Source organism: Empedobacter sp. UBA3239, assembly GCF_002362875.1.
GTDB lineage: Bacteria > Bacteroidota > Bacteroidia > Flavobacteriales > Weeksellaceae > Empedobacter > Empedobacter falsenii_B.
The window spans coordinates 1-13595 of sequence record NZ_DEVJ01000030.1 but is presented as its reverse complement, the minus strand read 5'-3'; the positions used below and the strand labels follow the sequence as shown (position 1 = coordinate 13595).

Here is a 13595-nt window from a genome sequence, read left to right as displayed (position 1 = left end):
TTTTTAGGGAAGATTACAAAACCTTATACCATTTACTTACAGAAATATATAAATGATTTATAATTATCATTAACATAAAATCAAATCATATTTGTTTTTTAGAATAGAAATAAACTATATTTATAAGCTTTTTAAAAAGCTAATCATCAAAAAGTATTAATAATTATATCAAAACACATGAGTCAAACACAAAAAACTAATTATCCAGCACTTTATACGCTGATAATTGTATTTTTTTTCTGGGGTTTTATAGCAGCGGGTAATAATATTTTTATACCATTTTGTAAAAATTACTTTGAATTAGATCAATTTCAATCTCAATTAATCGATTTTGCTTTTTATACAGCCTATTATATTGGTGCGCTTTTATTATATATATTGAGTGTTGTTAAAGGAAAGGATTTAGTAGGAAGATGGGGGTATAAAAAAAGTATAGTTTATGGACTTTTATTTTCTGCATTAGGAGCTGGGGCTATGATAATTGCAGTTCAAGTAAATATTTATATTGGGATGCTAATGGGATTATTTATTGTTGCTTTAGGATTCTCATTGCAACAAACTGCTGCAAATCCATTTGCAGTTTTATTAGGTGATCCTAAAACAGGAACTTCTCGAATTAACTTGGGAGGTGGAATAAATTCTTTTGGAACTACAATTGGTCCATTAGTAATTGGTTTTGCATTGTTTGGTACTTTTGATCATGTGTCAGACGATGTAATTAAGAACTTACCATTAACAAAGGTAGAATATCTATATATAGGAGTAGGTTTATTATTTGTTATAGCTGCGGCAATTTTCTTCTTTTCTAAGAAAGTTCCAGCAGGAATAAATAATGAACCAATGGAGAAATCAAACAAAGCATTAACAATGTTAATTGTAATGACAATTTTACTATTAATCATGTTTGTTCCAGTGTTTTTAAGTTATAAGAGTGTCGAAGCTTTAAGAATTGAAGAATTAAATAACTTAATTAATAATACGACAAACATAACATTAATAGATAGTTATAAAGCAGAAGTAGTTACGTTAAAAAATCCTTTAGAATTAAAAAGAATGGCTTGGCTTTTTGGTGCTTTATCAGTTGTTATAATTGGATTATTGTATGCCTATTTCAGCGCAAAGAAAAAGTCGGAAGGATGGGGAGCTATGAAATATCCTCAATTAATTCTAGGAATGTTAGCATTGTTTTTATATGTAGGTGTTGAAGTAGCTATAGGTTCTAATCTAGGAGAATTGTTGACACTAAAAGAATTTGGAAATCTTAGCTCATCACAAATAACTCCATATGTAACGATGTATTGGGGAAGTATGATGATTGGTAGATGGGCAGGAGCTATAAGCGCATTTAATTTGACTAAATCAAAAAAACAATTCCTATTAATCATTGTTCCGGTTATTGCTTTTTCAATTGTTATAGGTGTTAATACTATAGCTGGATTTGATATGTCACATTTATATTTTTATATCATATGTATAGCCTTACAAATTGCAGCATTTTTCTTATCTAAAGATAAACCAGCTCGTACATTACTTATTTTTGCAATCTTTGGAGCGATCGCAATGACAATTGGTTTACTTTCGACAGGTATTGTTGCCATTTATGCATTTTTAGCTGGAGGTTTAGCTTGTTCTATCATGTGGCCCGCAATTTTTAGTTTATCTATTGTAGGTTTAGGTAAATATACAGCACAAGGTTCTGCATTTTTAGTAATGATGATTTTAGGAGGAGGTATTATTCCTCCTATACAAGGAAAATTATCTGATATTATAGGAATTCATAATTCATATGTTATTCCATTAATTTGTTTTATTTATTTAATATCTTTTGCAGTAATGGTCAAAGGATTTTTAAAGAAACAAGGAATTAATATAGATGAGATTGAATCTGAAGGGGGACATTAAAAAGAATAATGTTAGTCATAAAAAAACGGAAGAATAATATTATTTTTCCGTTTTTTAAAGTTTTAAATTATATACTTTTTTATTAAGTATTTAAGATAATATAAAAAAAATCGCTTAAGTAGAGAACTAAGCGATTTTCAATAGATGTAGTTAAGGTAATAAGAATTGGTTAGCAATCTTATTTTGGGTTGTTCAGTCGGTTGAAATATAGGTTGTTATTTCTTTTTCAAAATTGATAAAAATTTTAGAATTAAAATATCCCTATTTATAGGTATTTTTTTAAGGTTTTGAAATCAATCCATATTCTATGGCTGATGTGATTGCTGAACTTAAATTTGATGTTTTAAATTTTTCGATCAAATTCTTACGATGGCTGTCCACCGTATGTGTACTGATAAATAATTTATCTGCAATTTGTTGTGTCGTTAAGCCTTGTGCAGCTTCAATTAAAACCTCTTTTTCGCGACGTGTCAATTTCGGAATCGTATTCAAACCATCTTTTTCTTTTTTACTCATCACATTTTTGGTTTGCGAACAAAGAAATTTCTTTCCATCAAAAATAGAATTAATTCCTTCTAATATTTCGTCAACAGAAGCATTTTTCTGAATATAACCCGAAGCACCTTCTTCCAAAAAACTATTAATTACAGCGTATTCATTGTGTACGCTCAACATAATAATGTGCATATCAGGATATTTTTTCTTGAAAGGTTTAATCAATTCAATACTATTAGTATCCGATAAATTGATGTCTAACAAAAGAATGTCAATTTCTGTTGTTTTTAAGGCTTCTTGTAATTGTTGAGCCGAAGCATAACAATCGACCACTTGTAAGTTTTGCTGATTACTCAAAATATTTCGCAAGCCTTCTAATAATAAAGGATGATCGTCTGTGATTGCTATTTTTATCATAAGTTATATTTTAGGAAATTGGAACTCTATACTTGTTCCTAAATCGATTTCTGAATGTATATTTAATTGTCCTTTCAAAAATTGGACACGCGATTGAATATTATGTAAACCTGCTGATTGCGTTAGTTTTGTATTATTCATATCAAAACCTTTCCCATCGTCTTCTACAGTGACAGAATAATTGTTTTCATCTTCAACAAATTGAATGATAATTTCCGCTGCATGCGCATGTTTAATGGCATTATTTACTAATTCTTGAATGATACGATAAACCAATAATTGATGCTCTTTGTCAAGTGAATTTGTATAGCTCAAAAATTGAACATCAATATCCAATTGTTCATTCGACATTCGGATTGCATATTCTTTTAAGGCTTCTTCCAAACCATATTTCAACAACAAATCTGGCATTAAATTATGAGCTACACGACGTAATTCATCAACAGCTCCATCTAATTGTTGAATAGATTTTGCCATATCCTTTTTAGAATGATCGTCAATTTTATCGTTTAAATGAGAGAGCTGAATTTTTGTTCCTGAAAGTAAACCGCCCAAACCATCGTGTAAATCACGTGCAAGTCGAGTACGTTCTTGTTCTTCACCATTAAGAAGAGCCGTTAAAGTGGATATTTTAGAATTTTGACGTTCTTGTTCGATTTCCAACTTATGTAATTCTTCGCGTTGCTTTAGATGTTTGTTGCGTTGTTTTAAAGCGTAAAGCAATAATCCAAGTAAAGCAATAAAGAAGATGATAGAAAAGATGTAATATTTGTTTAATTTATTTTTGAAATTAAGTTCGGTGATATAATTAACCAATTCATCCTTTCTATTTTTATTTTCTAGTTTAGAAAGCCTTAAATTTTGTTCAGAAATCGTTAATTCTTGTGAACGTTTATCGGATTCTAATCGAGTTAATTTTAATTGTTTACGTTGAAATTCTTCACTTAATCTAGAATTTTCTAATTCTTGTTCTTGTTGAATTCCTAATGAATGCATTAGTTGAATTTGTTGTTCTTTTTTCTCGGCTTCTAATTGCAAACGAATCATTTGTTGTTGCTGACGTTCTTTATCAAACTGAGCTTCCAAACGTTTACTGATTTGCGCTTGCTCGTTATCATAAATTTCTTTGTAAGTAGATGTATACAATTTATAATAGCGCAAAGCTTCTTTGTAATTTCCTTCACGATCTTCAATATTAGATAAGCTTAAATACAACGAAAGAAGAATATTTTTGTCAGGCATTGTATTCTCGTTGACTTTTATAAGTGAATTGAGTAGATAGCTTTTTGCAGTAGAAACTTCGTTATTCTGCAAAGATAATTCGGCTAAAATACCATTAGCAGAGGCAACGTGATCGGATTGATTATTTTGTTCTCCTATTTCTTTGGCTAAATTGGCATATTTGATAACTTTTCCTTGATAGTTTTTGGGATAAAACTGAAGATATAAATTGGCTAGATTAATAGCTACAAACGACAAGTCTGTCGCTGTAGCCATTTCACTTTTGTTTTTATAATACGTATTTATAGCGTTAGTATAATATTTTTCAGCTAAATCTCGTACAAAAATATTTTTCTCATTTTGCATAAATTTTTGTTCATACATGTATCCAATCGACATATAAGAAGCAAAAATTAAATTAGGATTATTTTGTTTAAGTGCTACTTCTAGAGCAAGTTTGCTGTACTTTTCTTGTAATTCATAATCATCCCATCTCGAATAAATTCCAGTCAATTCGTTATAAATAGAACTCATTCGTGTAAGAACAGTTGGCGTAACAGTAGCTTTATCTAGAAATTTAAGACCATCAATAAAGTTTTTTACAGCATTAGAGTCTTCATTGTTTCTTAAATTCAACCATCCTTCGCAATATTTAACATATCCTTTTGTTGAATAATCAGTTGTGCGTCCGCTGTAATAAATTGCTTTTTGCAAATTATAATTTGTTGCATTCAAATTATCATCAATACGATTATTCATTGCAGAAACAGCATGTAAATATGCAGCATATTTTCCATCACTCAGTTTTTCGGCGCTAGAAATATTTTGTTTCAAAACAGCGAAAGCTTTTTCTTTTTGATTATTAAATAATAAAGCTTGCGCATATTTTCCTGTTATTTCGTATCGTTCAATAGAATTAGGAGCTGTTTTATTATATTGATTCTCAAAATTAATCAGTACTTCTTGTGCATTAGCAATTCCACTAATAGCGCATAAAATGACGACTATAAGTTGAAATAAAAGATTTTTTAAAGCACTATTACTTTTTAACATATTGAGATGTTGAGTTTATTTGAGCTAATATAATGTCTTTTGTAGAATCAAAGAAACTAAAACAATCCGAAGAATGTTTTAGTTTGTACATAAGTTGAGGTAGGTTAGGATATAGATTATTGTTATTTCTTAAAATTAATATGAACGTCGAAAAATTCACCCTTTTGAAGAATTCCGTCTAAATTTCGATCAATAATTAAAGCAATATGTACTTGATCGTTGTCGTAAATATTCCAATCCATTTCAGCGTCATATTGATAAACACCTTTTAATGTCCATTTGTAAATATCCCAATTTCCAGACGTTCCAATTTTATCCACACGTTTTTCATTATTTGAAACATAATATAAATATTGATGTCCATCATACGATAAAAACGGATAATATATGACTTGGTTTTTCTCTGCAGCAAAACCACTACTAGGTTCAAAATATGGTATGCTTTCTATTTTTATTCCTTCTTGAAAATTAACATCAGCCGAACTATCAGTCACTAATGCTTGTGCAGCGTAAAACAGATTTTTCTTTTCTTGATAAGGTTTATTTAGATATTCAACACTAAATTCTTCTGGGCGAAGTGTGATTGTTTGTTCAGCTTTATCAATATTAAATGTTTGATTTCCTTGCTTTATTATAATATTATTAGTTGTATATTCTTGTGCATTTCCAAAAGAAGCCAAAAGACTACAAACCATTAGAACCATTATTTTTTTCATCTACTTTTCTATTTTGATACAGCTAAATTATCTCGAAAATTCTTCAAAAAACTCACTATAATTATTGAATTTACTAGATTAAATGGTAAATAAAAGAAATAACGAATTTAGTTTAACTAATGGTACAAGAACAACAACAAGTTACAAATATCAAAAAGTAGATGAAAATATGCTGGTGTTGATAGAATATCGTGATAAAAATAATGATGGGAAAGAAGATAAAATCTTAAATTATTATGAACATAAATAACGCAAAAAGACAGCTTAATTAGTTGTCTTTTTTATTAAAAATTATTTCAATTTTGCGAGAAAACAATATAATTCCTTGCTAATTTATCTTTGTCAATATCAAACAAATGCAATTCAATTTCTTGTTGAATTTTCTTTAAATCTTTAATTGGTATTAATATCGAAGTCTGAAAAATAACTTCTGGTAATTGAGAATCTTCTAAATAATCAATGAAAACTAAATCTCCAACATCTAAATCATTTTCATTTTTAATTTTCTGAATTGCAAAATCTAATTTTGAATACTTAATAGAAGAATATTTTGTTTGATATAAACCAAAATCTCGATTATAACTAATTGTCTTATTATTGATAATAATATTCTCTTTTCCATAAATATTCCACAGAAAATATCGAATAATAAAATAGAAAATAAGGAAGCTGATTATAGAAATTGGAACAAAGAAATTTTGCGGCTCCGAATCAATTATTGTGATTAAACTAATCGGAATTGAAATCATCAATAAAATGCAAAAGAACAAAAAGAATTTTCTCCTTTTAGAAGGATTAATTTCTAAAGTGACGTACAAGTTAATGTTATCTTTTGCTATTTTATATTGATTTATCATCTATTCAATTCTTTTATCCTTGCTTTGTTTCTTCCGTCCAAAAGTGACGCAACAGCCCAAATTGCTGCGGGCAACCATCCAATTAAGGTGATTTGTAAGATTAAGCAAATAACGCCTTGTATTATTTTTCCTCTTAAAATGAATGATAACCAAGGTAGGAGTACGGCTAGTATGATCATTGTGTTGTATTTATCGAATTAATTATTTCGTTGTAATGTAAAATTGAAACTTTATTTGATGTTGAATGCAAATCATTTTCAATAAGTGATTGAGCAACTTTTCCAGCTTCAATTGATTTATATTTAGATAATTTTCTGCGTAAAAAGAAATTGATCAAAGGAAAAACTTTTGAACTTATATTCTCAGCCAAACGATATTCCTCTCGATTGCCAATTAACAAAGATGGACGATACAAGAATAATTGTTTGATAGTATTCTTTTGCAAAGTTTCTTCGGCTTCGCCTTTCATTTTTAAATAAAAATTAGACGAGTTTGCATTTGCACCAACTGCCGAAATATAATGAAACTTAGTTAATCCTTTTTGATTCCCAATCTTTGCAAATTGATTCGGAATATCGACTTCAATTTTACGATAAGCACCTAAATCAGGCGTCTTTTTTCGAGTTGTTCCCAAGCACGAAAAAATAGAATCAATCTGCTGGATTTCATCTAAATTAATTTCTGAATTAAAGTCAGTTACGATTTCAATAAATTTTGGATGATTGATTTGTTGAGGTTTTCGAACAATTGTGATAATAGTAGCATAATCAGGATGATTGAATAACTTTTCTAAGAGAAGAGAACCAATTAAACCTGAGCTTCCTAAAACCAATGCAGTTTTACCCATCATCTAAATTTTCATTAACAACCAATACCACGCACCATTTACATCACCTTGTTCCAAAAGTTTTGCTGCAACTTGATGACGAACCTCAACAGATTTAAACTTTTGAATATCTAATCGTTCTGTCAATTGTTCCTTGAAATTAAGAATCATTTCATCTGTAGGTAATTTTTCTACATTTCCTAATTGACCTAAATTATTACCTGTTAAATAATTAGAATTTTTCACTTCGTCAGGAAGTTGATCTATTCCCAAACCAATTGTACGCGTAGGTTTTTCGACTTCGAAGATCGATTCTGGAATAACTCGGCAATAATAATCACCTCCCATACGAGCAACTAAATCCAAATCATAAGGCGAAACTTTATCATTTTCATCCAGTAAATCCTCTTGTACATGCATGCGCACAATTTCTGCAATCACCAAATTAGCTGCACCTGGTTGATCTGTAACAGAAATTACTTCACGCACTTTACATTCAAATTGAATCGGAGATTCGGCTACACGAGGAGGTTTAACCAACTCTGAAGGTAATTCTGTAAAACCAGCTTTCACAAATTCATTTACACCTTTTGGATATTCCACACTTGCCAACGATTGTTGCTGAACCATGTTATAATTGACAATATTAATTACACATTCAGGGTGTTCCCAAACATTTTCTAATGTATGCTTTGTCGATCCATCTCTCATTTTTCGAAGTGGAGAAAATACACAAATAGGCGGATTTTGTCCCATCATATTGAAGAATGAAAATGGGCTCAAATTTACATTTCCGTCTTTATCTATCGTACTTGCAAAGCAAATAGGACGTGGAGAAATAGCGTGTTTGAAAATGTCATTAAATTGACTTGTATTTGGCTCAAAAGATTTTGTATGTTGCATAAGTTGAGTTTATTGGGTATAAAGATGAACAGAATTTACTAATTTTCCTAATCCTGTAACAGACATTTCGATAGTATCATTTGGTTGTAACCATTGTTCTTTATAAGCTGGATTCTGACGTTTTCCAGTTCCATTTAATTCAAGAAAACAACCTGTACCAACGGTTCCAGACCCTATAATATCACCAGGATAAAGTTTTACACCATACGAAATACGTTCGATAATCTCGGCGAAAGTCCAATGCATATCTTTGAAATTTCCACGAGAAACTTCAATATTATTGACTGAACAAGACATTTCTAAATCATAACAATTTCCGATATGTCCTTCTTTAGGCTCAACTTTGTATTTTTCGATTTCGGTTGGTGTTACTAAATATGGACCAAACATCGAAGCGAAATCTTTTCCTTTTGCTGGACCAAGATTCAGTTTCATTTCTTCCATTTGTAACGCACGTGCACTTAAATCATTCAAAATCATAAAACCACCAATATATTCATCTGCATGTTCTGCTTTTATATTGATACCTTCTTTTTTGATGACAATAGCGACTTCAAGTTCAAAATCCATTCGATTGAAATGTTTTTCCATAGCAATTATTTTTCCTGGACCTTGAATAGCTTGATGATTAGAGAAATAGAACACAGGAAATTGATCAAATTCTGGAATCATATCCAAACCTCTGTTTAAGCGAGAAGTTTCTACATGTTGGCGAAATGCATAGGCATCTCTAAAACTTGCTGGATGAGGTATTGGAGCCAAAATTAGTGGTTCTTTGACTACCGCATTTTTATATTCACCACGTGAAATTTCGTTTGTAATCTGTTGACAAATTATAAGTGAAAAATCATCATCAGCTAAAATATCAATTAGGGTAGAGGGTAAGTTGTGATTAATCTGTGTCAAATCATAGATAGAGTCTTGCAAAACAAGACCTACTTTTTCTTGTCGATTGTCTAAGAAAGTAACGAATTTCATTATTTGTTGTTTGAGAGGTGAAGATACGAAGATGATTTTTAATCTTAAAATACTTTCTTTTAAACCTGATTCATAACATGTTTAGTTGTTTAACAATACGGTTATTGAATAATTGATTTGGTTAAAATATAAACTTGTTTAAACTTTCAGAGAATGTATTTTAATTGTTTATCTAATTTTCCTTTTTTAAGGATTTAAGAAAATGAAAATAATACGAGATTAAATAGTTATATTTCCTGTTTTACATCGTATACAAAACGTCTAATCACTAGTATATTTATTTTGTATCTGGTAATTTTTATCAAGAATTATAATTTCATAGGTAGTCTTCTTTAAAAAAATAGAAGGAATATCAGTATCAGTTAATACTTCATATACAGCTGTGGGTACACCATTTTGTTCAGCTTCACCTTTTCTGTAGAGCAATATCATTGCAGGATATGTTATAATAAGATTCTTAGGAAGTATAATTTTTTTATATGCCTTAGATTTTTGAAGCAGAAGGGTAGTTTCTAGAAAGGAATTTGCAGGTTGAATGATAGAGATATCAGTTTCATAACTAGATGGATTACTTCTGAAAATGATTCCCTTATCATTTATCAAAACAGTTGGAGTGGTTGTCGTGATTAATTTAGAAAGAGGTTGATTGTAACGACTTTCTCCTTTATCAGAATATTTATTTTGATCAATAGTAAAAGGATTAGTACCAGTTAACTCTGCTAAAATACCTGCCATAGACATACCTCTACCGTTATTATCTCCTTCAAAAGCATGTCCTGCACCACAATAAATAAAATATTTACCATTGGTATTATTTTTCATAAAAGAATGGATATTCTTAGCTTGTGCAATCTCGCGATTTTTCCAGGGATCTTTGTCCCAATTATCTTTATCCGAAGCTTCATAACCAAATACTGTAAAACCTAAATCAAGCGCTTCTTTTATAAAGTTTCCAAAATTAGGCTCGGAAGTATAGAATCCACTTTCTACTGTAGCAAACTGTCTTTCATTTATCAATAAATCATCTAATGCTTCAAGACCTAAATAACGATATCCATTTGCGTAAAGATCCTTTAACAACGAAGTTGCAAACCATCTATGACTTGCATTATGATGCAGTTCATTTAGTATAATGATTTTTTCATTTTTACTTCTATCAATAATATAATCTTTTGCAGAAACAGCTTTACTGTTATGAAAAAATACAGAATCAAAAGGGGTTAGTTTTATTTCTTTTAAATCTGGACGTTGTTCATTCCAAGTTTTAAGGGCTTTACTGTAACTTCCTTGAAAAGAAAAGTCTGTAGCTGCTAATTGTAACGCAAAAGTATTTTCACTACTGTTTTTTTTAGATTGTATATCTTCTGTAAACTTATAAGGGAGGTCTTGTGCTTGAGCAAGCTTTAAACTCAGAAAGAATAACAAAGAAAATAGTGAAATACGATTAGTAGTAATATTTTTCATATTCAATAGAAATAAAACATATATAGATTTTACTTTACTTTAACCAATTCTACACGTCTATTTTTTGCTTTATTTTCTTCTGTATCATTTGCTACCAATGGTTTTTCGGCTCCATATCCTATGGCAGATAAACGTGTTTTATCAATACCTAAAGCAATTAGTTTTTGCATTACAGCATTTGCACGATCATTAGATAGTTTTTTGTTATGCTTAGCGTCGCCAGAATTATCAGTATGCCCTTCAATTGATATTTTCAATGCGTTATCTTTCTTTAAGGCATTTGCAATTTCAGTCACAATCTCATCACCTTCTTGCGTGATTTTTGCTTGATCAACATCAAAATTAATATATAAAATAGATTTTCCATTCTTAGTCAAATCCTCAGCAATTTCGTCTGCTGTTACTTTGGTGATAGTTTGCTCAAAGTCTGTTTCTTGTAGTACATTAAGCGAAGCACCAGCATTGTTAGAAAGGTATTGTATATATACATTTCCTTTATCTTTTGTACGTAATACCCAAAACTTCATATTTTGTCCAGCGTATCCCATATCACCTTCACCTCCTTTATTTGGATCTTGTTTATTGTAACGCTCATATTCTTCTTTGGTTATTTCACCATCAAACACTTTAACAGCACCGATAGATTGTAAATAATCAGCCATACTTTTTTCAAAGAAATGTTGCGAAAATTCTTCTCCTTCTTTAGGTGAAACAAAAGTTTTATATAATTTTCCTTCAAAAGGAGTCATAACACCGTTAATAGGAAAAAAACATATGTCGAATTCTTTTACCAAAGGTTTGTTCATTTCTTGTAAACCTTGCGGAAGATTTATGAAAGGAAAATCCCCAATATCAGCTGTCGAAAATGGAATTTCGTTGATGTCAAATCCATTACCAGCAATCGTGTTTTCTTTGTTCTGATTAGTATCTACTGCAACATTATTCGTTTTCTTCTCTTCTGTTTTGTTGTTACAAGAAACAATCAAAGTAGCAGCAATTGCTACACTAAATAGTTTATTCATCGCTGTTCAAGTATTAATTTTATAGTATTATTTGAGATAAAAATACTATAAATTATTATCAAACAGCTATTTATTTGCGTAATTGTTTTAATCTTTTATTTAGATCTTTATTAAAAGTCATCCTCTTTCATTCTAATTTGTTTTATATAATTCAATTGTCGTAAGTTGGTTACTTCAAACAAGTTATTTAGTTTTTTTAGTCGATTTCAAAGCCCATATAATTAGTAAAGGTTGCATGAATAATCGTGCTAATCTTTTTTGATCTGTATCCAATCCAAAACCATCTCTTTTGTTTTTATATTGAGCCCAGTTTCCAGGAAAAACAGCCCCAAAAAAACAAGCTGCTATTTTTCCAACTATTTCTTTTTTACTATCTGGAGCTAAAACAATCGTACTACCCAAGGCTATTTCTGCAATTCCCGAATACACAACTGTGTCATCTTTGGGTAAAGGAACCCAATTTGGTACTTGTGCCTTGAATTCTTTTCTAGCTATAGTTAAGTGAGCAATTCCTGCTCCAATCAAAAAAGCTCCTAAGGTATATCGTGCGACGTTTTGTGTCGTGTTATTTTTCATGGTATTCATTTTTAGAATGTTATTACTCAATAATGAATCAAAAATCGTACAACTAACACTTAATGGTTTTTGAATAGGTGAAAAATCAAGATTTTTTATTTGAAATTTATAGGGAATTAATTTATTATGTTTTACGCTTAACGTTTTACGTTTTTTTCTTTCTTGCTGTCACATTTATTATGTTGAAGAATAAGCTGAAAATTGTTTTAAAACGTCTAACTTCTTGATATAATTTTCTACATTACATTTCGAAAATCACTCGAAGTGACGAAGTACAGAACCGAATCCTCTAATTTTCTAACCACAATAGAAACATAGTTTTTTTTATTTTAGAAATTGTATAGTTCAGTAAACTGAAAAATATCGATTTATTTACTATGATTAAAACATTTCGATACTAAATCGTCTGATTTTTAACTCCTTTTTCAATATTCAAAATCCTTTTTTAACAATGAATTTATAAATCGTCATTGCTGAAAAGTCGACATACGATTTGCAGACGAGCTTCAATCTATTGGATGAGAAGGGTTAAGAGATTCTTCATTTCGCTAAAGCTACATTCTGAATGACAATTTCTATCTGTCATTTCGAGGTATCGAGAAATCTTTTGTCACTTTTTTATTCATAGCTTATATATTTTAATTATCGGTATACATATGCCCTTCGGGGAACAATCAAAAAAACTAACGAATACTTCGGCAGGCTCAGCAAAAGCAAGACTTGTCTTTGATTTTCGACGGTCAAAATAAGTTTCAGCCATTCAATGTTTTAAATCATTATCATTCTTTCATTTTTTAAGCGCAAAAAACGAAACAAAAAACGCTTGGCTGTAAAACTCTCTACTAAAAATGTTATCATTCCACTAAAGATTTTACAAACCCTACGGGCTAAAATCTTTTTAACGCTGCATTCAAACATTTTCTTAACGTGAGAGTTTTAATGCCGGTTTTTCATCCTTTTTCAATATTCAAATTCCTTTTTAATAACATTTGAAATTAAAAATTCTTTAATGTCACTTTTTACTTGACTAAAAAGTAACCAAAAAGTCAAGGCCGTAAACCTCTCTACTAAAAATGGTCTCATTCCACTAAAGATTTTAAAAACCCTACGGGCTAAAACCTTTTTAACGTTGCATTCAAATATGTTCTTAACGTGAGAGTTTTAA

13 protein-coding genes are annotated in these 13595 nt (G+C 30.0%); 2 read left to right on the top strand and 11 right to left on the bottom strand.

The annotated features are described in order from the left end of the window. Nucleotides 1–177 precede the first annotated feature (177 nt). A complete protein-coding gene (locus B4G36_RS04155) occupies nucleotides 178–1902 on the top strand; it encodes an MFS transporter (RefSeq protein WP_291062221.1) in 1725 nt (574 codons plus the stop codon). A 279-nt stretch (nucleotides 1903–2181) separates the two neighbouring features. On the opposite strand, the gene B4G36_RS04150 is transcribed toward B4G36_RS04155, so the two are convergent. The 3 genes from B4G36_RS04150 to B4G36_RS04140 form a co-directional block, all read right to left on the bottom strand. Then, the gene (locus tag B4G36_RS04150) at nucleotides 2182–2814 is read right to left on the bottom strand and encodes a response regulator transcription factor (protein ID WP_291062217.1); all 633 of its coding nucleotides are present in this window, start codon (nucleotides 2812–2814) and stop codon (nucleotides 2182–2184) included. Nucleotides 2815–2817: 3 nt separating this feature from the next. After that, nucleotides 2818–5088 (bottom strand): histidine kinase, encoded by a 2271-nt coding sequence (locus B4G36_RS04145; RefSeq protein ID WP_291062215.1) that lies wholly within the window; start codon nucleotides 5086–5088, stop codon nucleotides 2818–2820. A gap of 122 nt (nucleotides 5089–5210) precedes the next feature. Next, nucleotides 5211–5804, bottom strand: coding sequence for a hypothetical protein (locus B4G36_RS04140; protein WP_038330489.1), 594 nt, complete (start codon nucleotides 5802–5804; stop codon nucleotides 5211–5213). An 82-nt stretch (nucleotides 5805–5886) separates the two neighbouring features. On the opposite strand from B4G36_RS04140, the gene B4G36_RS04135 reads away from it, so the two are divergent. Next, nucleotides 5887–6054 (top strand): hypothetical protein, encoded by a 168-nt coding sequence (locus B4G36_RS04135; protein ID WP_160279568.1) that lies wholly within the window; start codon nucleotides 5887–5889, stop codon nucleotides 6052–6054. A 46-nt stretch (nucleotides 6055–6100) separates the two neighbouring features. On the opposite strand, the gene B4G36_RS04130 is transcribed toward B4G36_RS04135, so the two are convergent. The 8 genes from B4G36_RS04130 to B4G36_RS04095 form a co-directional block, all read right to left on the bottom strand. Beyond that, complete coding sequence (locus tag B4G36_RS04130; protein ID WP_171622765.1) at nucleotides 6101–6661, bottom strand: hypothetical protein; 561 nt, start codon at nucleotides 6659–6661, stop codon at nucleotides 6101–6103. Beyond that, nucleotides 6658–6840 (bottom strand): YqaE/Pmp3 family membrane protein, encoded by a 183-nt coding sequence (locus B4G36_RS04125; RefSeq protein ID WP_171622766.1) that lies wholly within the window; start codon nucleotides 6838–6840, stop codon nucleotides 6658–6660. Before B4G36_RS04125 ends, B4G36_RS04130 begins: the two co-directional genes overlap by 4 nt. Further along, nucleotides 6837–7508 (bottom strand): NAD-dependent epimerase/dehydratase family protein, encoded by a 672-nt coding sequence (locus tag B4G36_RS04120; RefSeq protein ID WP_291062213.1) that lies wholly within the window; start codon nucleotides 7506–7508, stop codon nucleotides 6837–6839. The genes B4G36_RS04125 and B4G36_RS04120 overlap by 4 nt, the downstream gene beginning before the upstream one ends. Before the next feature lie 3 nt (nucleotides 7509–7511). Continuing rightward, nucleotides 7512–8390, bottom strand: a complete 879-nt coding sequence (locus B4G36_RS04115; RefSeq protein WP_291062211.1) for a flavin reductase family protein — start codon at nucleotides 8388–8390, stop codon at nucleotides 7512–7514. A 9-nt stretch (nucleotides 8391–8399) separates the two neighbouring features. Continuing rightward, the gene (locus B4G36_RS04110; RefSeq protein ID WP_291062209.1) at nucleotides 8400–9368 is read right to left on the bottom strand and encodes a fumarylacetoacetate hydrolase family protein; all 969 of its coding nucleotides are present in this window, start codon (nucleotides 9366–9368) and stop codon (nucleotides 8400–8402) included. A 261-nt stretch (nucleotides 9369–9629) separates the two neighbouring features. Beyond that, on the bottom strand, nucleotides 9630–10832 hold the full coding sequence (locus tag B4G36_RS04105) for a hypothetical protein (protein ID WP_291062207.1): 1203 nt from the start codon (nucleotides 10830–10832) through the stop codon (nucleotides 9630–9632). A gap of 29 nt (nucleotides 10833–10861) precedes the next feature. Continuing rightward, on the bottom strand, nucleotides 10862–11854 hold the full coding sequence (locus B4G36_RS04100; protein ID WP_291062205.1) for an OmpA family protein: 993 nt from the start codon (nucleotides 11852–11854) through the stop codon (nucleotides 10862–10864). Between the two features lie 183 nt (nucleotides 11855–12037). Beyond that, nucleotides 12038–12430: a DoxX family protein gene (locus tag B4G36_RS04095; RefSeq protein ID WP_291062203.1), complete on the bottom strand. Its 393-nt coding sequence runs from the start codon at nucleotides 12428–12430 to the stop codon at nucleotides 12038–12040. Nucleotides 12431–13595 lie beyond the last annotated feature (1165 nt).